Origin of the sequence: Bradyrhizobium sp. C9 (assembly GCF_002532045.1) — a bacterium.
Taxonomy (GTDB): Bacteria; Pseudomonadota; Alphaproteobacteria; order Rhizobiales; family Xanthobacteraceae; genus Bradyrhizobium.
On sequence record NZ_NWTG01000010.1, the window covers coordinates 81,879 to 106,143 of the forward strand.

22 protein-coding genes are annotated in these 24,265 nt (G+C 64.8%); 8 read left to right on the forward strand and 14 right to left on the reverse strand.

The window, feature by feature from the left end; all coding sequences use genetic code 11:
- Position 1: 1 nt before the first annotated feature.
- Positions 2-976 (reverse strand): 4-hydroxy-3-methylbut-2-enyl diphosphate reductase, encoded by a 975-nt coding sequence (gene ispH / locus CO675_RS20675; RefSeq protein WP_097673722.1) that lies wholly within the window; start codon positions 974-976, stop codon positions 2-4.
- Positions 977-1,205: 229 nt separating this feature from the next.
- On the opposite strand from ispH, the gene CO675_RS20680 reads away from it, so the two are divergent.
- Positions 1,206-1,901, forward strand: a complete 696-nt coding sequence (locus CO675_RS20680; protein ID WP_198964674.1) for a DUF1013 domain-containing protein — start codon at positions 1,206-1,208, stop codon at positions 1,899-1,901.
- Between the two features lie 118 nt (positions 1,902-2,019).
- On the opposite strand, the gene CO675_RS20685 is transcribed toward CO675_RS20680, so the two are convergent.
- The 4 genes from CO675_RS20685 to CO675_RS20700 form a co-directional block, all read right to left on the reverse strand.
- The gene (locus CO675_RS20685; RefSeq protein ID WP_097673724.1) at positions 2,020-3,135 is read right to left on the reverse strand and encodes an acyltransferase family protein; all 1,116 of its coding nucleotides are present in this window, start codon (positions 3,133-3,135) and stop codon (positions 2,020-2,022) included.
- A gap of 43 nt (positions 3,136-3,178) precedes the next feature.
- On the reverse strand, positions 3,179-3,451 hold the full coding sequence (locus CO675_RS20690) for a hypothetical protein (RefSeq protein WP_097673725.1): 273 nt from the start codon (positions 3,449-3,451) through the stop codon (positions 3,179-3,181).
- Between the two features lie 288 nt (positions 3,452-3,739).
- Entirely contained in the window at positions 3,740-5,650 is a 1,911-nt protein-coding gene (locus tag CO675_RS20695; RefSeq protein WP_097673726.1) for a propionyl-CoA synthetase, read from the reverse strand.
- A 123-nt stretch (positions 5,651-5,773) separates the two neighbouring features.
- Positions 5,774-6,547 carry a tetratricopeptide repeat protein gene (locus CO675_RS20700; protein WP_097673727.1) on the reverse strand — a complete coding sequence of 258 codons (774 nt, stop codon included), beginning with the start codon at positions 6,545-6,547 and terminating at the stop codon, positions 5,774-5,776.
- Positions 6,548-6,749: 202 nt separating this feature from the next.
- Here CO675_RS20700 and CO675_RS20705 point away from each other — a divergent pair, with 202 nt between their 5' ends.
- Entirely contained in the window at positions 6,750-8,294 is a 1,545-nt protein-coding gene (locus CO675_RS20705) for a cation:proton antiporter (RefSeq protein ID WP_097673728.1), read from the forward strand.
- 13 nt (positions 8,295-8,307) lie between these two features.
- On the opposite strand, the gene CO675_RS20710 is transcribed toward CO675_RS20705, so the two are convergent.
- The 4 genes from CO675_RS20710 to CO675_RS20725 form a co-directional block, all read right to left on the reverse strand.
- Positions 8,308-9,114 (reverse strand): SDR family NAD(P)-dependent oxidoreductase, encoded by an 807-nt coding sequence (locus CO675_RS20710; protein WP_097673883.1) that lies wholly within the window; start codon positions 9,112-9,114, stop codon positions 8,308-8,310.
- 91 nt (positions 9,115-9,205) lie between these two features.
- A complete protein-coding gene (locus CO675_RS20715; protein ID WP_097673729.1) occupies positions 9,206-9,619 on the reverse strand; it encodes a DUF1850 domain-containing protein in 414 nt (137 codons plus the stop codon).
- Complete coding sequence (locus CO675_RS20720) at positions 9,580-11,688, reverse strand: TRAP transporter permease (protein WP_097673730.1); 2,109 nt, start codon at positions 11,686-11,688, stop codon at positions 9,580-9,582. Before CO675_RS20720 ends, CO675_RS20715 begins: the two co-directional genes overlap by 40 nt.
- Before the next feature lie 186 nt (positions 11,689-11,874).
- Complete coding sequence (locus CO675_RS20725; protein ID WP_097673731.1) at positions 11,875-12,822, reverse strand: TAXI family TRAP transporter solute-binding subunit; 948 nt, start codon at positions 12,820-12,822, stop codon at positions 11,875-11,877.
- Between the two features lie 174 nt (positions 12,823-12,996).
- Here CO675_RS20725 and CO675_RS20730 point away from each other — a divergent pair, with 174 nt between their 5' ends.
- Positions 12,997-14,256, forward strand: coding sequence for an MFS transporter (locus CO675_RS20730; RefSeq protein WP_097673732.1), 1,260 nt, complete (start codon positions 12,997-12,999; stop codon positions 14,254-14,256).
- A 350-nt stretch (positions 14,257-14,606) separates the two neighbouring features.
- Complete coding sequence (locus CO675_RS20735; RefSeq protein WP_198964675.1) at positions 14,607-15,821, forward strand: EAL domain-containing response regulator; 1,215 nt, start codon at positions 14,607-14,609, stop codon at positions 15,819-15,821.
- Positions 15,822-15,835: 14 nt separating this feature from the next.
- Here CO675_RS20735 and CO675_RS20740 read toward each other — a convergent pair whose 3' ends face one another.
- Both CO675_RS20740 and CO675_RS20745 read right to left on the reverse strand, forming a co-directional pair.
- Positions 15,836-16,738, reverse strand: coding sequence for an HpcH/HpaI aldolase/citrate lyase family protein (locus CO675_RS20740; protein WP_245452836.1), 903 nt, complete (start codon positions 16,736-16,738; stop codon positions 15,836-15,838).
- 19 nt (positions 16,739-16,757) lie between these two features.
- Positions 16,758-17,237: a hypothetical protein gene (locus CO675_RS20745; RefSeq protein ID WP_097673885.1), complete on the reverse strand. Its 480-nt coding sequence runs from the start codon at positions 17,235-17,237 to the stop codon at positions 16,758-16,760.
- A 205-nt stretch (positions 17,238-17,442) separates the two neighbouring features.
- Between CO675_RS20745 and CO675_RS20750 the strand changes: the two genes are divergently transcribed.
- Positions 17,443-17,742, forward strand: a complete 300-nt coding sequence (locus CO675_RS20750; RefSeq protein WP_097673734.1) for a hypothetical protein — start codon at positions 17,443-17,445, stop codon at positions 17,740-17,742.
- 118 nt (positions 17,743-17,860) lie between these two features.
- On the opposite strand, the gene CO675_RS20755 is transcribed toward CO675_RS20750, so the two are convergent.
- Both CO675_RS20755 and CO675_RS20765 read right to left on the reverse strand, forming a co-directional pair.
- Positions 17,861-19,057 carry a hypothetical protein gene (locus CO675_RS20755; protein WP_097673735.1) on the reverse strand — a complete coding sequence of 399 codons (1,197 nt, stop codon included), beginning with the start codon at positions 19,055-19,057 and terminating at the stop codon, positions 17,861-17,863.
- 384 nt (positions 19,058-19,441) lie between these two features.
- A complete protein-coding gene (locus CO675_RS20765; protein WP_097673736.1) occupies positions 19,442-20,071 on the reverse strand; it encodes an NUDIX hydrolase in 630 nt (209 codons plus the stop codon).
- Between the two features lie 92 nt (positions 20,072-20,163).
- On the opposite strand from CO675_RS20765, the gene CO675_RS20770 reads away from it, so the two are divergent.
- The 3 genes from CO675_RS20770 (at position 20,164) to CO675_RS20780 (ending at position 21,948) form a co-directional block, all read left to right on the forward strand.
- Positions 20,164-20,589, forward strand: coding sequence for a PaaI family thioesterase (locus tag CO675_RS20770; RefSeq protein WP_092118828.1), 426 nt, complete (start codon positions 20,164-20,166; stop codon positions 20,587-20,589).
- Between the two features lie 26 nt (positions 20,590-20,615).
- Entirely contained in the window at positions 20,616-21,626 is a 1,011-nt protein-coding gene (locus CO675_RS20775; RefSeq protein WP_097673737.1) for an aldo/keto reductase, read from the forward strand.
- A gap of 121 nt (positions 21,627-21,747) precedes the next feature.
- Positions 21,748-21,948 carry a hypothetical protein gene (locus tag CO675_RS20780; RefSeq protein ID WP_097673738.1) on the forward strand — a complete coding sequence of 67 codons (201 nt, stop codon included), beginning with the start codon at positions 21,748-21,750 and terminating at the stop codon, positions 21,946-21,948.
- Positions 21,949-22,050: 102 nt separating this feature from the next.
- Here CO675_RS20780 and katG read toward each other — a convergent pair whose 3' ends face one another.
- Complete coding sequence (katG, locus tag CO675_RS20785) at positions 22,051-24,216, reverse strand: catalase/peroxidase HPI (protein ID WP_097673739.1); 2,166 nt, start codon at positions 24,214-24,216, stop codon at positions 22,051-22,053.
- Positions 24,217-24,265 lie beyond the last annotated feature (49 nt).

Consider the following 24,265-nt stretch of genomic DNA (forward strand, 5'->3'; position numbering starts at 1 on the left):
TCTATTCCGCGGCGGCAGCGTCGGGCCGCAGCGAACGCGGCAGCGGGAAGAACTCGTTCTCTTCCGCGGCCGAGACCGTCTCCACGTGAAGCTCGAAGCGCTCGGCGAAGGCGCCCATGATCTCCTCGACGATCACTTCCGGCGCCGAGGCGCCTGCGGTGATGCCGAGGCTCTTGATGCCTTCAAACCTGCTCCAGTCGATGTCGCTGGCACGTTGGGCAAGAATCGCAATGGGGCAGCCCTCGCGCTCGGCGACCTCGCGCAGGCGCTGCGAGTTCGACGAGTTCGGCGCACCGACCACGATCAGGGCATCGACCACCGGCGCCACCTTCTTGACCGCGAGCTGGCGATTGGTCGTGGCGTAGCAGATGTCTTCCTTGTGCGGACCGTTGACGTTCGGGAAGCGCTCCTTGAGCAGCGCCACGATCTCCGCGGTGTCGTCGATCGACAGCGTGGTCTGGGTCACGAAGGCGAGGTTGTCGGGATCCTTCGGGACGAAGGTTTTGGCATCCTCTGCGGTCTCGATGAGGGTCACGGCGCCCTCTGGCAGCTGACCCAGGGTGCCGACCACCTCGGGGTGATGGGAGTGCCCGATCAGCAGGATCTCGCGGCCGCGCTTGAAATGGATGGCCGCCTCGCGGTGGACCTTGGTCACCAGCGGGCAGGTCGCGTCCAGCGAGAAGAAATTGCGGGATTTGGCCTCGGCCGGAACCGACTTGGGAACGCCATGGGCCGAAAACACCACCGGCGCATTGGTATCGTCGGGGATTTCGGCCAGTTCCTCGACGAAAATGGCGCCTTTGGTCTTCAGGCTGTCGACCACATACTTGTTATGGACGATTTCGTGCCGGACGTAGACCGGGGCACCATAAATGGTGAGCGCGCGCTCGACCGTATCGATGGCGCGGACCACCCCGGCGCAAAAGCCGCGGGGGGAACAAAGCACGATTCTAAGATCGGGTTTTTTCGCTGACATCAGGCTGTCTCGGGGCAATCTCGGGACCGAATCACCCCTCGCCGGCGGGCGGGGAACGGCCAGTTAGGATAAGGACTTGGGACTGCTTTCGGGCGCTGTCAAGGCGATTTTGCTGGCCCATTGCGCCATTCCCCCCAGAGGGCTTATATAGGCCCTATAATTCCCGTCATCGCCGATGACTACCAGCTTCGCCTCTACAGAGGTGGGCGAAGCACAAAGGAGATTTGCCATGAGCAACGCACCGCTGATGCCGAAGGCGACTGCCGTGTGGTTGGTCGATAATACCGCCCTGACGTTCGATCAGGTGGCCGATTTCACCAAAATGCACCCCCTGGAGGTACGCGCCATCGCCGACGGCGACGCCGCCCAGGGCATCAAGGGCATGGACCCGATTTCGAACGGCCAGCTCACCCGCGAGGAGATCGAGCGCGGCGAGCGGGACCAGAACTACCGCCTCAGGCTCCAGGAGAGCAAGGTGGTGCTGCCGACCGCCGCCAAGAAGAAGGGCCCGCGCTATACCCCGGTGTCGCGCCGCCACGAGCGGCCGAGCGCGATCCTCTGGCTGGTGCGCAACCACCCCGAGCTGAAGGACGCCCAGATCATGCGTCTGGTCGGCACCACCAAGACCACGATCGCGAGCGTGCGCGACCGCACCCACTGGAACGCCTCGACCCTGACCCCGATGGACCCGGTGACGCTCGGCCTGTGCTCGCAGATCGAGCTCGATTTCGAGGTGCAGCGCGCCGCCAAGGAGAAGCCGACCACGACCGTCTACGGCGGCGCCACGCTGCTGCCGGCCTCCGAGACCACGCGCAAGGACGAGCTCGACGATCAGCCGATCGAGCGGCACGACGATCTCAACGTCGATGCCGTGTTCGCCAAGCTGAAGACGATCGGCGGCAAGAAGGCCGACGACGACGAATAAAGCGCCGGCTCCGTTTATCGAAGACGCAATACAAAACGCGGCGGGCAACCCGCCGCGTTTTTGTTTGCGGCACGCGCAGCCTTGGTCCCGCGAGCGGCGCGCCGGGGACCGCTTTGGCCTACCCGAACGAGAAACGCCGGTGGGCGAAGTCGAGCAGCGGACGTTCGAAATAGCGATAGCTCAGGGCGCACAGGGCGAACGTCAGCGCGAGCGCGGCGAAGGTCAGCGAGATGCCGGCGAGGCTCCCGACCGTCCTCGGTTGATGCAGCACGGCGAACAGCAGGTACAGGATGACGTGGTGGGTGAGATACGCCGCGTAGGACGTCCTGGCGAAGAAGGTCGCGACCGAACTGCGCAGGATTGCGAGTTTTGGCGAGCCGCGATTTTCCAGTACGACGAACAGCAGGGAACCAAAGAAGATCTCGACCTGCGTGTGCGAGAACGCCACCGACCAGCGCTTCCATCCGAACAGCCACAGCAGCGGAAGCGAAATGCTCGACCATTTGAGGATGGCGGCGACGCGTCTGGAGACCTCGGCATCCGGCTTGCGATAGAGGCGCCACCAGGCGATCAGCGCCCCGATCGCCAGCGAATCGATCCTGAATTGCGGCAGCACGTACCAGCCATAGGCGTCCGGCAGCGCGCTATCGATCAGGCGTCCGATCGGGCAGATCAGGATCGGCACGAGCAGGATCGCGAACAGCCGCTCGGACGGGATGTTCCGGACCAGCAACGGAAACAGCAGATAGAACTGCTCTTCGATCGCGAGCGACCAGGTTACGGCCAGAAAGTAAGCGCCATCGGTCTGCGCCTTGGCCATGCCGAAGTTCTGCAAGCCGAACAGATACAGCCAGCCGGGCACGCCCCTGGTGTCGAACAGATCGGGGCTTAGCGAAAAATACCAGCCGATCAGAGCGCAAGCGCACATCAGGTAGTAGAGCGGCCAGATGCGAAACGCGCGCCTGCCGTAGAAGGCCGAGTAATATCGTTCGGCCGCGCGGTGGCGCAGCAAAATATCCGTGATGAGATAGCCGGACAGGATGAAGAACAGGTCGACGCCGAAGCGGCCGACATGCAGCAACCTCCACGGCCAGCCCTGCGGACCGTCCGGCGCGCCGAAATAGTGCCAGATGACGACGATCAGCAGTGCGATCGCGCGCAGCCCGTCGAGCTCACCGATCCTGTCACGCTGCAACGCGAGCTCGCCTTCCACAAGCACAGGACCTGGTCTCATTCAAACGGCCGAGCCGATAGCTCAAGGGAATTCGGCGGGGCGACTAATGCACGTCGGGATGGTTCATCATGTATTCGCCGAGATCGCGCTGCCGACGATCGGAGCGGACTTCAGCATTCTGGCGCTGGACGTCGCGGTCCTTGCGGCAGGCGACATATTCCGCTGAACCGACTGCGACCTTGCCGCCGGCCTGGCAGTACTGGTCGTCGTCGCCCATGCTCTCCGCGATCGGCGATCGGCCGCGCTCGAGGCAGCCTGCCAGGAGCGGCAAAGCGAGCAGCAATGCGAGGGGCGCGCGTGCGGAAATGGATCGCATCCGGTGGGTCCGTATCTCGTGGCATGTGACAGGGAAGGCCGGGATGACCCGGCAATCCATCAAAATCAAGGCCATTTTGCTTCCGAATGCGCAGGTCTTGTTCCGCGCGTGGCGACCTCAGGCGCGGGAAGTGCCAGCGCTCCCTCGCCCCGCCCTTGCGGGGATCGGGTTGGGGTGAGGGCCGCCTCCACAAAATGAACGCAGCGAGTGTGCTGAAACTCCCCCTCACCCGGATCGCATTGCCATGCGATCCGGCCTCTCCCCGCAGGCGGGGCGAGGCGACTAGAGCTACGCCTTGCCCTTCAACGCTTCGCCGATTTCGTCGAGCACCTTCGGATCCTCGATGGTCGCCGGCATGGTCCAGGACTCGCCGTCGGCGATCTTCTTGATGGTGCCGCGCAGGATCTTGCCTGAGCGAGTCTTCGGCAGCCGCCCGACCGTGATCGCGAGCTTGAACGCTGCGACCGGTCCGAGTTTGTCGCGCACCAGCGCCACGACTTCCTTCTCGACCTGATCCGGCGCCTTGGTGACGCCGGCCTTCAGCACCAGGAAGCCGCAGGGCACCTCGCCCTTGATCGCATCCTTGACGCCGAGCACGGCGCATTCGGCGACGTCGGGATGCGAGGCGAGGATCTCCTCCATGCCGCCGGTGGAGAGCCGGTGGCCGGCGACATTGATGATGTCGTCGGTGCGGCCCATCACCCAGACATAGCCGTCCGCATCCTTGTAGCCGGCGTCCGAGGTCTTGTAGTAGCCGGGAAATTCCGAGAGATAGGCGTCCCTGAAGCGATCATCCTGCTGCCATAGCGTCGGCAGACAGGCCGGCGGCATCGGCAGCTTGATCACGATCGAGCCCATGGTGCCCGCGGGCACCGGCTTTGCCGCCTCGTCGACGATGTCGACCTGATAACCCGGCATCGGCACCGTCGGCGAACCGTGCTTGACCGGCAGCATGCCGAGCCCGATCGGATTGCCGGCGATGCACCAGCCGGTCTCAGTCTGCCACCAGTGGTCGATGACCGGCACCTTGAGCTGCTGCTCGGCCCACTCCACCGTCGGTGGATCGGCGCGCTCTCCGGCAAGGAACAGCGTGCGGAAGCGCGAGAGATCGTAGCTTTTCAGCAGCTTGCCTTCGGGGTCTTCCTTCTTGATCGCGCGAAACGCGGTCGGCGCGGTGAAGAAGGCGACCGCCTTGTGCTCCGAGATCACGCGCCAGAATGCGCCGGCATCCGGCGTGCCGACCGGCTTGCCCTCATACATGATCGTGGTCGCGCCGTGGATCAGTGGGCCATAGACGATGTAGGAGTGGCCGACCACCCAGCCGATGTCGGAGCCGCACCACCAGATCTCACCGGGCTTCACGCCGTAGAGATTTTCCATCGACCATTTCAGCGCGACGAGATGGCCGCCATTGTCGCGCACGACGCCCTTCGGGATTCCGGTCGTGCCCGAGGTGTAGAGGATGTAGAGCGGATCGGTCGCGGCAACCGGCACACAGGGCGCGGCCTTGCCGGCATCGAGCGCGGCATGGCGCAACGTTGCCCAGTCATGGTCGCGGCCCGCGCTGAGCTCGCACGCCTGCTGCGGCCGCTGCAGGATGATGCAGGTGTCGGGCTTGGCGCCGGCGAGGCGGATCGCTTCGTCGAGCAGCGGCTTGTATTGCACGATGCGGCCGGGCTCGATGCCACAGCTCGCCGAGAAGATCAGCTTGGGCTTGGCGTCGTCGATGCGGGTCGCGAGCTCCTTGGCTGCGAAGCCGCCGAACACCACGCTATGCACCGCGCCGATCCGCGCGCAGGCCAGCATTGCGACGACGGCTTCCGGCACCATCGGCATGTAGAGGATGACGCGATCACCCTTGGCCACGCCGAAATCCTGCATGACCGCGGCAAGCGCCTGCACCTCCTTCAGGAGCTCGGAATAGGTGAACTTGGTGATCGAATTGGTGAGCGGGGAATCGTGGATCAGCGCGACCTGGTCGGCGCGGCCGCCGGCGACATGGCGATCCAGCGCGTTGTAGCAGGTGTTGACCACGGCCCCGGCGAACCAGCGTCCGTACGCGCCGATCGATGGATCGAAGATTTTCTTCGCCGGCTCGATCCAGTCAATCTCACGCGCCGCGTCCGCCCAAAAGCCCTCGGGATCTCGAAGCGAACGGGCATACACCTCATGATACCGGCTCTTTTGCTGGACGTTCATTGCGCTTCTCCCTCGCCTCCATCGCCGCGGTCAGCATGACGAATATGGATGGTTGGCTCTCTTTGACGGTCATTGTCATGGGCCCGACCGATAATTCAAGCCGTAAACTAACCGACGTTAGCACTAGTAGCCGTCGGCACCGTTGATCTGCCGCAACCGCTCGCGCATCGCCTTTTGCAGGTCATAGCCAGGCTTGCCAAATTCCGCGTTGCGGCGCGCGATGAACTGATCCTGCGCACGCTGCAACTCGCGCCCCTGGCGCGGGTCCTGCGCCTCGCGCACCGTGCGGAACGTCGATGCGCCGATCTCGCGATCGAGATCGGCAAGTTCGGGATTGGCACAGATCGCCTTCTCCACCGGCCGCCGCGCCTTGCGGCAATCGAAGCTCGGCTTGCCGGCGACCGCCATCATGGCGCCGATCCGCTCCAGTTCCAGCGACAGCGATTTGTAGTTGGCCCTGGCGACGGCGTGATCGGGGTTGAGCTTGACGGCGGCGCCGAAATCCATGATCGCCTTCGGCCGGTCGCCCTTGCGGCGCCACAGCTCGCCGCGCGCATTGTGGGCGTCGGCAAGCGATGGATCGAGCCTAAGGACGGTGTCGTAGTCTGCGATCGCGCGGTCGATCATCTGCTTGCGGTCATAAGCGCTCGCGCGCGCCAGGAGCGCCTTGACGCGGTCCGGCTTGGCCACCTTCTCATTGTCGATCAGCGCGCCGCAGGCCTCGATGGTCTTGTCATCATCCGCCGCAGCGGCAGCAGCGATGCAGGGTCCGGCATCGGCCTGAACATCCTTGCCTGGCTCGCTGCCGGCCGCGCGCGCGACGCCTGATGTCAACGCGCCCGACAGGGAAACGCACAACAGCGCCAGAGCCAGATTGCGGACCAGATTGAAAGCCATATCAGCAGAGCTACGTCGCATTCCGATTGCCGACAAGACGTCGTTCTCCCGCACCTGGCCGCCGACCTCTGATGACCGGCGGCGCCATTTGCCGCAAAACCACACGCTGGATTATACGTCAATTGCGACGATCGGCTGCACTTGGAGCCACGCTTGAAGCCGTACTTGAAGCCGTACTTGAAGCCGTACCTGGGGGTTCGCCTTGCTGACATTCGAATGGATCATCGGCCTGTTGCTCGCGGCGGTGGCACTGTCGGCATTGGCGCGGCGGATCAAAGTGCCCTACCCGACCTTTCTTGCGCTCGGCGGCGTGCTGCTGACCCTGCTGCCATGGGCCCCGACCTGGGCACTGGAACCGAAACTGGCGCTGGCGCTGTTCGTGGCACCAGTGCTGCTCGATGCCGCCTACGACACCTCGCTGCGCGATCTCCGCAACAACTGGCTGCCGGTCTCGACGCTGGTGGTGGTCGCGGTCGGCGTCACCACGGCGGCGGTCGCCGTGGTCGCGCACTGGCTGCGCCCGGACATGCCCTGGCCGGTCGCGATCGCGCTCGGTGCCATCGTGGCGCCGCCCGACGCGGCTGCGGCCACCGCGATCGTGCGCCAGGTCAACCTGCCCTACCGGATCCAGAAGATCCTCGAAGGCGAGAGCCTGCTCAACGATGCCACGTCGCTGTTGATCTATCGCGTCGCGGTCGGCCTCGTCGCCGCCGAGCACATGAAGATCCGCGAATTCGTGCCGTCGATCGCGGTCGCGTTGGTCGGCAGCCTCGCCGCCGGCTATTTGTTCGCGCGGGTCTGGATGATGATCACCCGCCGCATCACCGAGGCTCCGAGCGCGATCATCACGCAATTCGGCGGCACCTTCATGGTGTGGATCGTCGCCGAGCATCTCGGCCTGTCCGGCATCCTCACCATCATCGCCTATGCGATCACCATCGCCCGCACCGCGCCGGCCCGCACCTCCGCGCGGCTGCGCGTATCGTCCTATGCGGTATGGGAGACCGTCGTGTTCGTGCTCAACGTGCTCGCTTTCATGCTGATCGGCCTGCAATTGCGCCCGATCTGGTCCGAGCTCGACGCCGAGGTGCGGTGGAAATATTGCAGCTTCGCCGCCGCGATCCTCGCCGTCGTGATCCTCGCCCGCATCCTCTGGGTGATGCCCTACGGCGCGCTGCTGCGCCTGCTGAAGTCACGCGACCTGCTGCCCGCCCATGTGGTGGAGGCCGTGCCGACCTTGAAGCGCGGCTTCATCGTGTCGTGGTGCGGGATGCGCGGTATCGTGACGCTGGCCGCCGCGTTTGCACTGCCTGAATGGTTTCCGTACCGAGACCTGATCCTGCTGACGGCGTTTGCCGTGGTGCTGGGCTCGCTCGTGATCCAGGGGCTGACCTTGCGGCCGCTGATCCTGGCACTGAATTTCGATGACGACGATCCGGTCGGACGCGAGGCGGCCCATGCTCGCGGCGTGGTGTTTCGTGCAGCGCTCGAGGAGATCGACGCCGACCCGTCGGAAGAAGCCGAGATCCTCCGGCTCGAATACCGCGCCGTGCTCATGCGTGCGGAGAACGACCCCGACGGCGGCCTGACCTCACGCGAGCTGCCGTCGGATCCGATCCGCCGCCGCGCCATCGCGGCGGCGCGCCAGGCGCTGCTCAATCTGCGTCGCACCGAGACCATCGGCGACGACGCATTCCATCTGGTCGAGGAGGAGCTCGACCGCGCCGAGCTCAGCGTCGAGGCGTGATACCCTTGGCTCCTTAGGCGCCCGACTTCGAGGTGATGCCGCCGTCGACCACGAGCTCGATGCCGGTAACATATTTCGATTCGTCCGACGCCAGGAACAGCGCGGCATTGGCGACGTCCCAGGCGTCGCCCATGTGGCCCATCGGCACCTGCGCATCGCGGGCGCGCCACATCGCCTCGACATCGCCCTTGGCGTAGCTCTGCGCCAGCCCCGCCGAATGTTCGACCATCGGCGTCTTCATCAATCCCGGCAGGATCGCGTTGACGCGCACATGCCTGGAGGCAAACTCGACCGCAGTCGAGCGCGTCATCTGGTTCATCGCCGCCTTGCTCGCATTGTAGCTGACATAGGAAATGCCGACATGGCGGATCGAAGCGATCGAGGAGATGTTGATGATCGAGCCGCCGCCCTGCTTGATCATGACCGGAATGACGTGCTTCATCGAAAAATAGGCGCTCTTGAGGTTGACCGCGAAGACGCGATCCCACTCGGCTTCCGCAACTTCCACCACGCTGCCGACCTCGGCGATGCCGACATTGTTGTCGAGCACGTCGATGCGGCCATAGGTCTTCAGGCCGGCCGCGACCATCGCCTTGACCTCGCCGGCGCGCGAGACGTCGGCGGTGAACGCGGCCGCCTTGCCACCCTCGCCGGTGATGATCTTGACCGTCTCCTCGGCCGCGGCGCCGTTGCGATCGACGCAGAACACGCTGGCGCCCTCGCGCGCGAAGGTGACGGCGGTCGCCTTGCCATTGCCCCAGCCAGGCCCGATCGAGCCCGCCCCGACCACCATCGCAACCTTGCCCTTGAGCCGATCCATCGCCTGTTCTCCCTTGTTGTTGTCATTGTAGCCGGATGAGCGGAGCGACACCCGGGGGCGGTGTCCCCGCCTATCGCTCCGCTCATCCGGGCTACGGATTCTCGCAAGCTCTCATCGTCGTGACATTAGCACCGATCGGATGCCCGAAAATCTCCGATAGCGTCTGGCAGCGTCCCGCGTGGCACAGGTGCCATTCGCCCGCTGCGTCGGAATTGCCGAGCACGACCTCCGGCCTTGGCGTGGGCTGCGGCGACCATTGAAACCAGCCGCCAATGAGCCGCGCCTCCGGCGGCGGCTCCATGCCGGCGCCCGTTCCCTTGATGCGTGCCCGCTGCAGCGTGAGCCCGGCCGGCGCGACCTGCCAGTCTTCCTGCCAGGCGGTCTTCTCGATCGAATGCGTCCAGGCGAGCGTGAACGCCGCAATCGACAGCGCCTTCACGACACCGGCGGATGCGAGGCAGAGACTCAAGCCGCCGCCACCGCGTTGCGCGGACGCTGCCGCCATTGCCACAGCACGACAGCAGCCGCGAGCGTGAAGCCCGCCGTATCCGAGAATTGGAAGTCCCCGAGCAGGCAGAGCGCGGCCCCGAAGGCAACTGCGATCTCGATCAGGTTCAGCCGCGTGAACAGGAAGCCGATCGCGACGATGCCGAACAGAGCGATCGCCACCAGCGCCTTGAAGGTCGCCAGCGCCACCGCACCGTAGAAGCCGAGTCGCGCCTGCATCGGATCGCCGGCCTGCAGCATCAGCGCGGGCGAATAGACGAAGATGAAGGGGATGACGTAGCCGGCCAGCGCGATCCGCATCGCCTCCCAGCCGATCTTGTCCGGATTCTCCTTGGCGATCGGTGCCGCCGCCAATGCCGCGAGCGCCACCGGCGGCGAGAGGTCGGCCATGATGCCGTAGTAGAACGCAAACATGTGGCTTGCGATCAAGGGCACGCCGAGCTTGGCGAGCGCGGGCGCCGCCAGCGCCGCGGTGATGATGTAGGTCGGGATCGTCGGGATGCCGGTGCCGAGCAGGATCGACAGCAGCATGGTCATGATCAACGCCAGGAACAGGCTCTTGGCGCCGAGCCCGATGATCCAGCTGCCGAAGATGGTGCCGACGCCGGTCTGCGTCATCATGCCGATGATGGTGCCGACGATGGCGCAGGCCATGCCAACGGTCAGCGCCGACTTGGCGCTGTCGGCGAGCGAGTCACGGCAGGCTCTGAGCGTGGCGCGGCCGCCGCGCGTGATCGCAGCGATGACCATCAGACCAACGACGACGCTGGCGACCGGAACGATCTCGAGCCCGTGGCGCGACACCGCGGCAACCACCAGCGCGAGGCCGATCCAGAAGATGTAGCGCACGACGGTGTTGGAGAAGCCGAGCGTGATGCTGGCGCCGAGGATCAGCGCGACCGTCAGCGCGAGCCCCATGCTGCCGGCATAGAGCGGCGTGAAGCCTTCGAACAGCATGTAGACCAGCGCCGCGAGCGGCAACACGAGATACCAGCGGGCGACCAGCGCCTTCCAGGCGCTCGGGATCTCCGAGCGCTTCATGCCGACGAGGCCATGCTTGCCGGCTTCCAGATGCACCATCCAGAACGCCGAGGCGAAATACAGGATCGCCGGAATCACGGCCGCCTTGACGATCTCCGAATAGGGCACGCCGAGCGTCTCGGCCATGATGAAGGCGACCGCGCCCATCACCGGCGGCATGATCTGGCCGCCCATCGAGGCAGTCGCCTCGACACCGGCGGCGAACGCGCGGCGATAGCCGAACTTGATCATCAAGGGAATCGTGAACTGGCCGACGGTGACGACATTGGCGACGCCGGAGCCCGAGATCGTGCCCATCATGCCGGAGGCGAACACCGCGACCTTGGCCGGGCCGCCGCGGGTGCGGCCGAACAGGCCGAGCGAGACGTCGGTGAACAGCTGGATCATCCCGGCGCGCTCCAGGAACGAGCCGAACAGGATGAACAGGAAGATATAGGTCGCCGAGACGTAGATCGGCACGCCGTAGAAGCCTTCGGTCCCGAACGAGAGATGGGTGACGATCTGGTCGAAGTCATAGCCGCGATGGTTAAACGGCGACGGCAGATATTGTCCGAAGAACCAGTAGAGCAGACAGGCGCCGCACATCAGCGGCAGCGCCGCTCCCATCAGCCGGCGTGTGCCCTCGAAGATCAGGATCGCGAGCAGCGTGCCGACCGCCAGGTCCATGTGGGTCGGATCGCCGTCGCGGGCGATCAGGTCGGCATAGAAGATCCACTGATAGAGCCCGCAGAGGAAGCCGCTCGCGCCGACGATCCAGCTCACCGCGCGGCCGAAATCGGTCTTGGCGGTGAAGTTGCCGATCAGGCCGAAGGTCAGCAGGATCAGGAAGCCGACATGGACGCCGCGCACCACCTGGCTCGGCAAATAATTGAAAGCCGCGACATAGAGCTGGAACACCGCGAAGGCGAGACCGATGGCATAGGCCAGATGCCCCCAGGCGCCCGGGCCGAAACCTTCCGGAAAGCCATGCTCGAAATTGTCGAATTCAACCTTGATGGGCTGCTCGCCCGCAACCTGCTGCTGCATATGATTAGTCCCCCGCCGTGCCCGCGACGCTTATATCCACTGAGTCCGCTTACCGAAAGCCGCGTCACGAAAACGCACCCCGTCATTGCGAGCGAAGCGAAGCAATCCATCGCGCCGCAAGCGGAGGAATGGATTGCCTCGTCGCTTCGCCCCTCGCAATGACGGTGAGGAATAGGTGGCCCTCTCCTACTTGATCAGGCCCTTTTCCTTGTAATAGCGGATCGCGCCGGGATGCAGCGGCACCGGGCTGCCGGTCGCAGCGGTCGCGAGCTTGATCTCCTTGCCCGCGGCGTGGGCATTGGCGAGTTCCGGCAGCGATTCGTAGACCAGCTTGGTCATCTGGTAGGCGAGATCGTCCGACACCGCGCTCGAGGTGACGAGGTAGTTCACGACCGCCGCGGTCGGCACGTCCTTGTCCTGGCCGGTATAGGTGTTGGCCGGAATGATCACGGAGACGAAGGGCGGGCCGATCTTGTCGACGGTCTCCTTCGGGACGGCGACCACAGTGATCTCGCCCGAGGTCGAGAGGTCCTTCAGCGAGGCGACGCCGAGGCCGGCGGACTGCAGCGTGGCGGCGAGCTGGCGGTTCTTCATCAGGTCGACCGATTCGGCGAACGGCAGATACTCGACCTTGCCGAGATCCTTGTAGCTCATGCCGGCGGCCGCGAGGATCGCGCGCGAATTGAGCTCGGTGCCGGATTTCGGCGCGCCGACCGACAGGCTCTTGCCCTTGAGATCGGCGAGCGTCTTGATGCCGCTTTCGGCGGTGGCGACGATCTGGATGTAGTTCGGATAGATCGCGCCGATGGTGCGCAGCTTGTCGAGCTTGGTCTTGAAGCCGGCCTCGGCGTCGCCTTCCCAGGCCGCCTTCAGCGAATCGCCGAGCGTGAAGGCGATCTCGCCGCGGCCCTGCTGCAGCAGCACCAGGTTCTCCACCGAGGCCTTGGTCGCCTGCACCTGGGTCTTCACGTCAGGGATCTTGTCGCCGTAGATCTTCCCGATCGCGACGCCGAGCGGATAGTAGACGCCGGAGGTGCCGCCGGTGAGCACGTTAATGAACTGCTGGGCCTGTGCGACAGGCGCGGACAAAACACTGGCGGCCACGATCGCGGCAGCCATCAACCTTGAATTCATGAGTATTATTCTCCCCTAAGCCGGGCCGGAAATTGGCCGCACACCCCTGCCGGGTCAACCCATCCAAATGACGCATGCAGGGCCGAAACCCCTGATGGCAGCACCACTTTACCTGCGCAGGAACCCAGTGCCTGCGAGCGGGTTGAGATCCGCAATCTCGCCGCGAGGTATCACTTGCAGCCGTCCGGGACGCCCGTTGAGCGCGCGCTTGATGCGTTGAACTTCTTCCTCGCCGACGTGCGGGACGGGCTCGGCCCTTATCTGGCGATCTACCTCCTGACCGAACGGAGATGGGACGAGGCCTCGATCGGGTCGGTGATGTCGATCGCGGCAATCGCCGGGATCGTCGCCCAGACACCGGCCGGCGCCCTGATCGACCGCAGTCGGGCCAAGCGCGCCTTGATGATCGCAGCCGCGGTCGCCGTGACTGCCTCCTGCCTGCTGTTGCCGCTGCTCGACCACTTCGCGCTGGTCGCCGCGACCCAGGCGCTCGCCGCCGCCTCGGGCTCGGTGTTCGCGCCGGCGATCGCCGCGGTGACACTCGGCATTGTCGGACCCAAGGCGTTCGCGGCGCGGACCGGCCGCAACGAGGCGTTCAATCATGCCGGCAATGCGGTGGCCGCGGCGATCGCCGGCGGCACCGCCTACTGGTTCGGTCCCGTCGTGGTGTTCTGGCTGCTCGCGGCGATGGCGCTCGCGAGCATCGCCGCGACGCTGTCGATCCCGCCAGCTGCGATCGATCACCAGGTCGCCCGCGGGCTCGACGATGGCGCGGAGGAGCATGGCGCGCGGCATGACCGGCCATCCGGCTTTCGCGTGCTGCTGACCTGCAAGCCGCTGCTGATCTTCGCTGCCGCGACCGTGGTCTTTCATTTCGCCAATGCGGCGATGCTGCCGCTGGTCGGGCAGAAGCTCGCATTGGTCAACCGCAACCTCGGGACCTCGCTGATGTCGGTCTGCATCATCGCCGCGCAGCTGGTGATGGTGCCGGTCGCGATGCGGGTCGGACGCAAGGCCGACGTCTGGGGCCGCAAGCCGATCTTTGCCATGGCGCTCGCGGTGCTGGCTATTCGCGGCGCGCTCTATCCGTTGTCGGACAATCCATACTGGCTGGTGTCGGTGCAATTGCTCGACGGCGTCGGCGCCGGAATTTTCGGCGCGCTGTTCCCGCTTGTCGTCGCCGATCTCACGCACGGTACCGGGCATTTCAACATCAGCCAGGGCGCGATCGCCACCGCAACCGGCCTCGGCGGCGCATTGAGCACGGCGGTTGCCGGATTCATCATCGTTCACGCCGGCTACAGCGCCGCATTCCTGTTCCTCGCGGCCGTCGCTTGTGGCGGATTGATCGGCTACTGCGCGTTGATGCCGGAGACATTGCGAACGGCAACGACAACGTCACGCACGACTTCATTGGCACCGCAGAGCGGATGATCTGATTCGGCGGCGGTGCTCGACGGCAACGCGATCCGATGTCCGACAATGGTGCAATTCCGCGTCCGTATCGACGCAACAACACAGTCATTAACGCCGTCTCGCGATGACACACGCGCGCAACGTTTCCAACAAGGTGCGAAGTCGGACACGATGGCTCTCATGAACGCCAGATGACGCATTTGTTGCGCGCGTAACCGCGGCGAGACGTAGCGATTCCGGCATCATTTGAGTCGAATTGAATCCTTTAAGGTTAGCGAGCCAATCAATGTATGAACCAGAAATTTCCATGATTGCCGCGGCTCTTGGATGTACGAGTCAGGGCGGGGTAATTACGGATAAGGCGGGGCATGAACCACATCAGTCACATCGAACGCACGCGAGCCGGCTGGTTCGGACATCGCAAGCTGACCCCACGCGCATGCATTGCGGACAGCAAAAAACACCTTCGGACCTTCCTCGCAGAGGCGCTGGAAGACCTCGGCTTCATCACCAGCGAATGCGGCCAGGCCTTGGAACTCGACACCGTGCTGGACGCGGAACGGCCCGATCTTCTGGTGCTCGGCGTGTCCGTGGACGGCATCGAAGTCAGTAAAATTCTCGAGACTTTGGTGAGAAAGGACTACGGCGGCAAGGTCCTCGTCATCGGCCAGCCGGACTCGATCATCGTCAAAGCGGTCCGGCAGATCGGCGACGAGTACGGTATCGCCATGCTGCCGGCCCTCTCGACCCCGTTCAGCGCCGGAACCCTTCGTGACAGTCTTGCGTCATTGATGCCGCTCGAGCCCGCACCGAGCCCTGCAGTGGATGTGCCCGAAGCGCTGAAGGCCGGCTGGCTTGAGCTGTGGTATCAGCAGAAAATTCATTTGCGGACATTGGTTCCGAGCGGCGCCGAGGCGCTGATCCGGATGCGCCATCCCGCATGGGGCGTCGTGCCGCCGGCCTACTTCATCCCCGACGAAAGCGATCCGCATTTTCATGCGCTGTCCGAGTTCGTGATCGAGCGCGCGATCGAAGACTGGCGCTATCTGCTCGAACAGATCGGACCGGTCGATCTCTCGATCAACCTGCCGATCTCGTTTCTCGCCGACGATGCCGCGGTGCGCGAGCTTTGCTACCGGATTCCGGATCATGCCGCCTTCGCCGGCCTGCTGATCGAGATCGACAGCAACGAGGTGGTCGACAATCTCGATTTGGCGATCGATGTCGCCCGGCGCGTTCGCCTGCACAATATCGGCATCTCGATCGACAATGTCGGCGCGAACTGGCCCTCCCTGCTGGGATTGCCGAATTTTCCGTTCGTCCAGCTGAAGGTCGACCATCAATACGTCACCGGTTGCGCGGATCAGCGCCTGAAGCAGACGGTGTGCCGGCGCATCGTCGAGCTCGCACACGACGTCGGTGCGCAGGTTATTGCGCAGGGAGTCGAGACGCGCGCGGACTTTCTCGCCGCGCACGAGATGGATTTCGATCAGGTCCAGGGCTACCTGTTCGGCAAGCCGATGGGCGTCAAGAAGTTCGCCCGCTCGCGCATGCACTTCTCGGAGAAACAGCCGGCGTCCTGAGGCATGGCCTCCGGTCAGGCTCGAGCGTTGCGATCGATCGCGCGCAGCGCCTCGCCGCGCGCGATCAGGCGCCTTGCGTTGGAATAGGTCGGGACTTCCAGCAGCGAACCGTCAAGTTCAACGCGCCCAAGGCCCTGTGACCGCGCCGCTTCGAAAGCAGCGACGATCCTGCCCGCCTGATGCAACTCGTCCTCGCTCGGCGTGAGCACGCCGTTGACGATCGCGGCATGCGCGGGATCGACCAGGCTCTTTGCGGTGTAACCCAGCCGTCGTGCCCAGATCGTGTCGCGTTCGACGCCTGCAACGTCGCTCCAGGTGTAGGGACAGTCGACCGCGACGACATTGGCGGCGCGACATTCGACGATGAAGCGCTGCCGCGCGTAAGCGAGCTCCAGGCCATCGCTGCCGCGCTCGGCGCCAAGATCGGCGGCGAGGTCTTCGGAAGCCATCAGGCAACCGATGGTGCGCCGGCTCGCCGCCGCGATCGCGCCGGTCTGCACCAGGCCGCGCGCGAACTCGATGTTCGGCAGCAGCGACGTCGATCCCTCGGCGATGCCATAGTCGCGCTCGAACCGCGTCACCGCCTCGTCGAGTCTGACGACATGATGCGGCTCGGCGACCTTCGGCAGCGCGACGATATCCGGACGGCCACGCATCACGGCAGCAAGATCGTCCATGCCGTCCTGGTCCAGCGGATTGACCCGGACCGCGACCACCACGCCCCGGTCGCGCCAGGCGGCGTAGAGCTCGGCCGCGAGCAGCCGCGCCTTCGGGCGCAGCGGCAGCGGGGTGAAGTCCTCGAGCTCGTGGATCAGCACGTCGGCGCCGCCGGCTGCCGCGCTCTGCAGCACCGCCTCGTTAGCGCCTTCGAGAAACAGCCAGGAGCGGCACAGCGCGGCCGGGCGCAGCTTGCGCATCACGCCGCCCGCACGGCCATCACTGAAACGTCATGTCGAGGCATTTCGAGATGTCGGAGCCGAGGCCGGACGAGATGGTGATGCAGCCGCGGATCTTCTGGGTGTTGGTATCGCTGGCCCAGATCGCATAGCCGCCCGGACCGAAGAACGAATTGGTGTTCGGCGGCTCGGTCTCGGTGGCGTCGAACGTATAATTGCCGTCGGTCTCGAAGATGCGCGGCTTCTTGGTGCAGCCGCCGTCGGCCTGCACGTTGATGACCTCCTTGTTGTCCCGCGTCAGCGCCAGCGAGACCTGGCAGCGGAAATATTCAGAGGTCTTGGCGTTGAACAGATAGGCGTAGGACTTGCAGGTCGCGGTGTTGAGCTTGCCGGCCGACAGGCCGCGGCTGCAGGAGATCCGCTGGTTGTTGGAGAGCTTGAACTCGTCCGCCCGCGCGACTGACGCCAGCGCCATGAACGACAGAGCGACACCGATACCGATCTTCATGACGTGGTTCATTGCGATCATCCCCAGGTAGTGTTTCCGCCAACCGAAGCGTTTGTAAACGGTAACGCGAAAATAGTCGCCAAGCTTGATGCGGGAAATCACAAAGTCAGTGATCGATGGCAGCGGTCGCGCCGATTGTCGTATTGACGTGCGAATGCCGTTCGTGATTTGTTCAAAAAGCGTGGGGACGACGCCGTTTTTCGGCCGGAGGTGGATCATGACGCATTTTTTGACCAAGACCTTTATTGCGACTGCGGCGTTTGCCGCGCTGACGACATGCGCATTCGCGCAGGAGGCTGCGCCCTGGGAGCTGAAGACCGACATGGGCTACGCCTATGACAAGGACGGCAAGACCTGGGCGTACAAGATGGGGACCAACAATGCCAACACGCTGCTGAAGGGCGCCAAGAAGGTGCCGAAGGGGACGCTGTTCTTCATCGGCCATAACGGCCAGCTCTACATGCGCTCCGGGCCCTATCTCGAGGGTGACGGCAAGTTCATGTTCGGCTCGAATTAGCGCGTCTTCGAGCGAAGTGGACGCCGGTTCGCGTGAAGATAACGCGTCAAGAGAAGCGCCTGGAGCTTCGGTTCTGATTCAATCAGAACCGACAATGCTCTAGCGTCTTCGGCAGACCTCAGAACGCCGCGGCCAATTCCCGCGCGCCGGGCTTGTTGCTGTTGAAATCCATCCGCTCGTTGGTGACGGCGAGCAGCCTGGCCACGGTGTTGTGACGGATCGCGACCGGATTGCGCTCGTAGCCCGAGCGCTGGAAGAAGTTCGAGGTCGGCACCTGCTCGCGCATCGCCTGCGGCATGGTCACCATGTCGAGCCCGGTGCCGTCGCCGGTCAGGTTCATCATCTCGAGCTCGGCCGCGGTCAGCGGCCGTGTATAGCCCTTGTTACGGGCGAAGATCACGGAGGTCAGCAGCTTGTGGGTCTGCAGCATCGGGCCGATATCGATGTCGAGCACCATGGCGTGACAGGCCCAGCCCTGCGGCGTGTCGGCGAGGCGCTGATGCGCCGACCAGTCGTCGGGCACGGTCAGCGTGAACGCGACCATCTTCTTCAGCACCGCGAGCTTGTGCTCCATGGCCTTGCGCGCCGGCCCCTGCGTCGCGGCCACCCGCGCGGACAGATCCCGCACGAATTCATGGCCCTGCTCGGCCAAAAGCTCGACGGTGTTGGTGGTGAGCAGCTGGTTGTAGCCCATCGCGGTGGAGATCGCGCGCTTGCCGCCGTGCTCGATGCCCGCCTGCACGTCGTAATTGCCGGTGCCGCCGGTCTCGAACGAATAGACCCGCACCGCCTGCTCCGGCGTCAGCCCCGCGGCGCGCGCGTAACGGGCATAAGCGCGCTTGAACTCCACCTCGCTCGTCGGGCGCTGCGGCGTGAACTGGAATTGTTCGGCCGCCGCCCTGACGAGATCCGAGACGACGGGGATCGTCTTGGGCGGACGCGGCGGCTTGCCGCCCTCTTCTTCCGGCGCCGGATTGACCGGCCGCTTCGGGCCCTCATAGACCGGCGGCTGCTGAAGCACGTAATCGTCCAGCGAAATCTGCACGCGGTCGCGGCGCTTGGCGTTGCGGCCGCGCCGCTTGTCCGCGATCGCGCTCCAATAGGCGCTGGCATCCTGCTCGAAGGCGTCGCGCGCCGCCTGATATTCCTGCAGCTTGCGGCGATACTCCATGATCGCCTGCGGCGAGGCCTGCGCCATCGCATTGGCGACGGACGGCGGCAACGCATCGGCCTCGCCGGCCAATACGGACGGCGCGCTGGCGGCGAGCGCGAGCGCGACAAATCCAGGAACGAGGCGAATCAATTGCGGGCGCATGGCCTCGTTGTAGCAAGCGCCGCCGCGAAGTCAGCCCGGAAATGTCCGGAGCGCAAGCGGCCCGATGCCGCGATCAGGTCCAGAATTTTCGCCACAATGCGGTGTTCTCCGAAGAATGCGCTTCCCAGGAATGCCTTGGAGATTGCGATGAGGATGGCACTCTGGCTCGCCGCCGCCGGCGCTTTGACGCTCGCCGCACCTTCGCGCGCCGAGCGTCCGGATTGCGGGTCGTTTCCGGATACGCGTTCACGGCTCACTTGTTACGAGAATGTGTCGCGGGCGCCGCCGGAACCCGCGACCGCGACGCATCCGCCTGTTGCACAAGGCAAGGTAACGAAGATGAACGCCCGCGAGCGGCGTCACAAATAGCCGTATCGTTGCGGCCTACCTCCATGCGAACACCGGCTGCTCGAGATCGGCGACGCGGGTGTTGCGGCCGGCGAGCACCTCACGGAACTGATAGATCAGCGCGGCGGTCGGCGCATGAATCTGCTGGCCGCCGAGCCGGAAGCGGATCACGCGCCGCGCGCTCTCCGGGATCGTGACGAAGGTGAAAGCATCGTCGAGCTCGATCGCATCGAGGCCGATGCGATGGACCGAAGCGACCTCGTCCGGGTTCGCCGTAATCGCCGCATCCGCACCGGCCCAGACCACGACCGGCGTGATCAGATAACCGGAGCGCGTCGGATAGTCATCGAGCATGCCGAGCACGTCGCGCTCGGACAGCGCGAGCCCAAGCTCCTCGTGCAGTTCGCGCAGCGCGGCCTGGGGCTGGGTCTCGCCGGCATCGCAGCGCCCGCCCGGCAGCGCCCATTGCGCGCTATGGGCACGCAGGCGCGCGCTGCGGCGGGTCAGCAGGAAGGCGGTGCTGCTGTCGTCATCGCCTTCGGTCAGCGCGATCGCGACCGCCGCGCGCTTCAGCGTCGGCGCTGCGTCCGCCGGCGCCAGGCGCGCGAACGCGGTACAGAGCTCTGCGATATTCCGCCGGGTGGCATCGTCAAATGTGCGGGCCATTAAGCTTGACTACAACACAACAGCGTTTGATGAAATGAGCGGAACGACATGCCTCCTGCGATCAATCATTTGCAAGCAAGGAATCCCTCCTCATGACGGCCAAGGCCGCGGACAAACTCAAATCCGACGGCTGGAAGATCGCCGACACCACGGGTTTCCTGACGCTGATCGGCCCGCTATGGGAGCGGTTGAAGGACGGCGCGCTCGAGCTCGCGCTGATCACCGAGGACAAGCATCACAACCGCCGCGGCCTGGTGCAGGGCGGCGTGATCATGACCTTCGCCGATCGCGCCTGCGGCATGGCCGCACGCTTCGTCTCGGGCAAGCCGACGCTTGCGACGGTGCAACTCGACACTCATTTCGTCGAGGCCGGCAAGATCGGCGAGATCCTGACCACGCGCCCCCGTGTGGTACGCTCGACCCGCAGCCTGATCTTCATCACCGCAGAGGTGACCGTCGACAAGCGCTGCATTGCAATGGCCAATGGCGTGTTCAAGATCCTGAAGAACGAGAGTTAGTCCCCGTCATTCCGGAGGAACGATCGATGCAATATCGCCAGCTCGGCCGCAGCGGCCTGAAGGTCTCGCCGATCTGCCTCGGCACCATGATGTTCGGCGGCCCGACCGATGAGGCGACCTCGTCGCGGATCGTGGCCAAGGCACGCGAGGCCGGCATCAACTTCATCGACAGCGCCGACGCCTATAACGGCGGCAAGTCTGAAGAGGTCGTGGGACGCGCGATCTCCAACGGAAGGTCGAACTGGGTGCTCGCGACCAAGCTCGCCAATCCGATCGGCGACGATCCGAACCATGGCGGACTGTCGCGGCGCTGGGTGTTCCAGGCCGCCGACGAAAGCTTGAGGCGGCTCGGCACCGACCACATCGACATCTATTATCTGCACAAGGAAGACCACACCACGCCGCTCGACGAGACGGTGCGCGCGATGGGGGACCTGATCCGCGCCGGCAAGGTGCGCTATTTCGGCGTCTCCAACTACCGCGCCTGGCGCGTCGCCGAGATCTGCAACATCTGCGACCGGCTCGGCATCGACCGTCCCGTCGCGAGCCAGCCCTATTACAATGCGATGAACCGGATGCCGGAGGTCGAGCATTTCCCGGCCTGCGCCTATTACGGCCTCGGCATCGTGCCCTACAGCCCACTAGCGCGCGGCGTGCTGACCGGCAAATATGCGCCCGATGCCGCGCCGCCCGCCGATACCCGCGCCGGCCGCAACGACAAGCGCATGATGCAGACCGAGTGGCGGCCGGAATCGCTGCAGCTCGCGCAGCAAATCAAGCGCCACGCCGAGAGCCGCGGCATCACCGCCGGGCAGTTCGCGGTATCGTGGGTACTGAACTCGTCGTTCGTCAGCGCGGTGATCGCAGGCCCACGCACCGAAGCGCAGTGGGACGACTACATCCGCGCGCTCGATTATCGCTTCACCGCCGAGGACGAAGCCCTGATCGACCGCCTCGTCGTCGCCGGCCATCCCTCGACGCCGGGCTTCAACGATCCCGCCTATCCGATCGAAGGGCGCCGGGCGCGGACCGGATAGCGTCCAGCCTTCGGCACACTCCCCTCGGTGACGCCGAAGTCACGTTTCGTAGCTTCCGAATTGCGCAGGCGTCGCACAGGCTGCACCATCGGTGCATGGAAATGCTGATGCTGGTGCTGCAATGACGGCATCCAATATGCTGGACTGGATCGTGGCTCTCCTCGTGTGCTGGGCGAGCCTGACCGCAATCTTCGAGCCTTCGCGCGGGGCCTCGCAGTGCGATGCCCCCATCGTGACGAGCAGCGCGTCGCAATCGCCAGCGGCGATTCCGACCCAGGCGGAGTTCGAGGAGATGATCCGGGATATGAAGCTGCACGACTGAGCAAGGCGCAGAGAGCCTTATCTCTTCCAATGGCGTCCCCGAAATGAAACAGGGCGGCGCCGAAGCGCCGCCCTGTACTAATTGTCGTTGCGTACCGACCGCTTACTTCGCAAGGTCGAAGCGATCGGCGTTCATCACCTTGACCCAGGCCGCGACGAAGTCGTTCACGAACTGCTCCTTGGCATCCGACGAGCCGTAGACCTCGGCGAACGCGCGCAGCTGCGAGTGCGAGCCGAAGATCAGGTCTACGCGGGTGCCGGTCCACTTCACCGCCTTGGTCCTGCGGTCGCGGCCCTCATAGACGCCCTGGCCGGCATCGCTCCACACCGTGCCCATGTCGAGCAGGTTGAGGAAGAAGTCGTTGGTCAGCGTCCCCGGCTTGCCGGTGAAGACGCCGTGCTTCGACTTCTTGGCATTGGCGCCGAGCACGCGCAGGCCGCCGACGAGGACCGTCAATTCCGGTCCGGTCAGCCGCAGGAGCTGCGCACGGTCGACCAATGCCTCTTCGGGCTGCAGGAACTGATGCTTGCCGCTGATATAGTTGCGGAAGCCGTCAGCCCGCGGCTCGAGCGGAGCGAACGATTCGACGTCGGTCTGGTCCTGCGTCGCATCGGTGCGGCCCGGCGTGAAGGGGACCTTCACATTGGTGCCGCCGTCCTTCGCCGCCTTCTCGATCGCAGCCGCGCCGCCGAGCACGATGAGATCGGCCAGCGAGACCTTCTTGCCGAACTCCTTCTGGATGGCTTCGAGCTTGGCAAGCACACCCTTGAGCTGGGCCGGCTCGTTGACATCCCAGTCCTTCTGCGGAGCAAGGCGGATGCGCGCGCCATTGGCGCCGCCGCGCTTGTCGGAGCCGCGGAACGTGGAGGCCGAGGCCCACGCGGTCGACACGAGTTCGGAGACTGAGAGACCCGAGGCCAGGATCTTCGCCTTGAGCGCCTCGATATCCTTGTCGTCGATCACGGCGTGATCAAGCGCCGGCACCGGATCCTGCCAGATCAGCGTCTCCTTCGGCACCAGCGGGCCGAGATAGCGCTGGATCGGACCCATGTCGCGGTGCGTGAGCTTGAACCAGGCGCGGGCGAAGGCGTCCGCAAACTGATCCGGATGCTCATAGAATCGGCGCGAGATCTTCTCATAGGCCGGATCGAAGCGCAGCGAGAGGTCAGTGGTCAGCATGGTCGGGACATGCTTCTTCGACGAATCGAACGCGTCCGGAATGTCCGCCGCCGCGCCTTTCGCCTTCCACTGCTTCGCACCCGCCGGGCTCTTGGTCAGCTCCCATTCGTACTTGAACAGGTTCTCGAAGAAATGGTTGCTCCACTTGGTCGGGGTCTGGGTCCAGGTGACCTCAGGACCGCCGGTGATCGCGTCAGCGCCGACGCCGGTGCCGAACTTGCTCTTCCACCCCAAGCCCTGATCCTCGATCGGGCCACCTTCCGGCTCCGGACCGATCAACGAAGGATCACCCGCACCGTGGGTCTTGCCGAAGGTGTGGCCACCGGCGATCAGCGCAACGGTCTCCTCGTCGTTCATCGCCATGCGGAAGAACGTCTCGCGGATGTCCTTGGCAGCTGCAACCGGGTCCGGATTGCCGTTCGGGCCTTCCGGGTTGACGTAGATCAGGCCCATCTGCACCGCGCCGAGCGGCTCGGAGAGCTGACGCTCGCCACTGTAGCGCTCGTCGCCGAGCCAGGTGCCTTCCGGACCCCAGTACAGTTCTTCCGGCTCCCACACGTCGGCGCGGCCGCCTGCAAAACCGAAGGTCTTGAAGCCCATCGATTCCAGCGCCACGTTGCCGGCGAGGACCATCAGGTCGGCCCACGAGATCTTGCGGCCGTATTTCTGCTTGATCGGCCACAGCAGCCGGCGCGCCTTGTCGAGGTTGGCGTTGTCGGGCCAGCTGTTGAGCGGGGCGAAACGCTGCTGTCCGGCACCGGCGCCGCCGCGACCGTCGGTGATGCGATAGGTACCCGCCGAGTGCCAGGCCATGCGGATCATCAAGCCGCCGTAATGGCCGAAGTCGGCCGGCCACCATTCCTGCGACGTCGTCATCAGGGCCGTGAGGTCCTTGATCACGGCGTTGAGATCGAGCGACTTGAATTCCTTGGCGTAGTCGAAGCCCTTGCCCATCGGATCGGACAGGTTGGAATTGTGATGCAGCACCTGAACGTCGAGCGTCTCCGGCCACCAGTCGCGATTCGCGTGCCCGCGGGGCCCGCCCGTGAATGGGCATTTGCCCGCGCCGTCGTCGGTTTTTGCGTCCATGTTTCTTCTCCGAGGTGATGGATTCTGGAATGCGCTGGAGCTCTTCCAA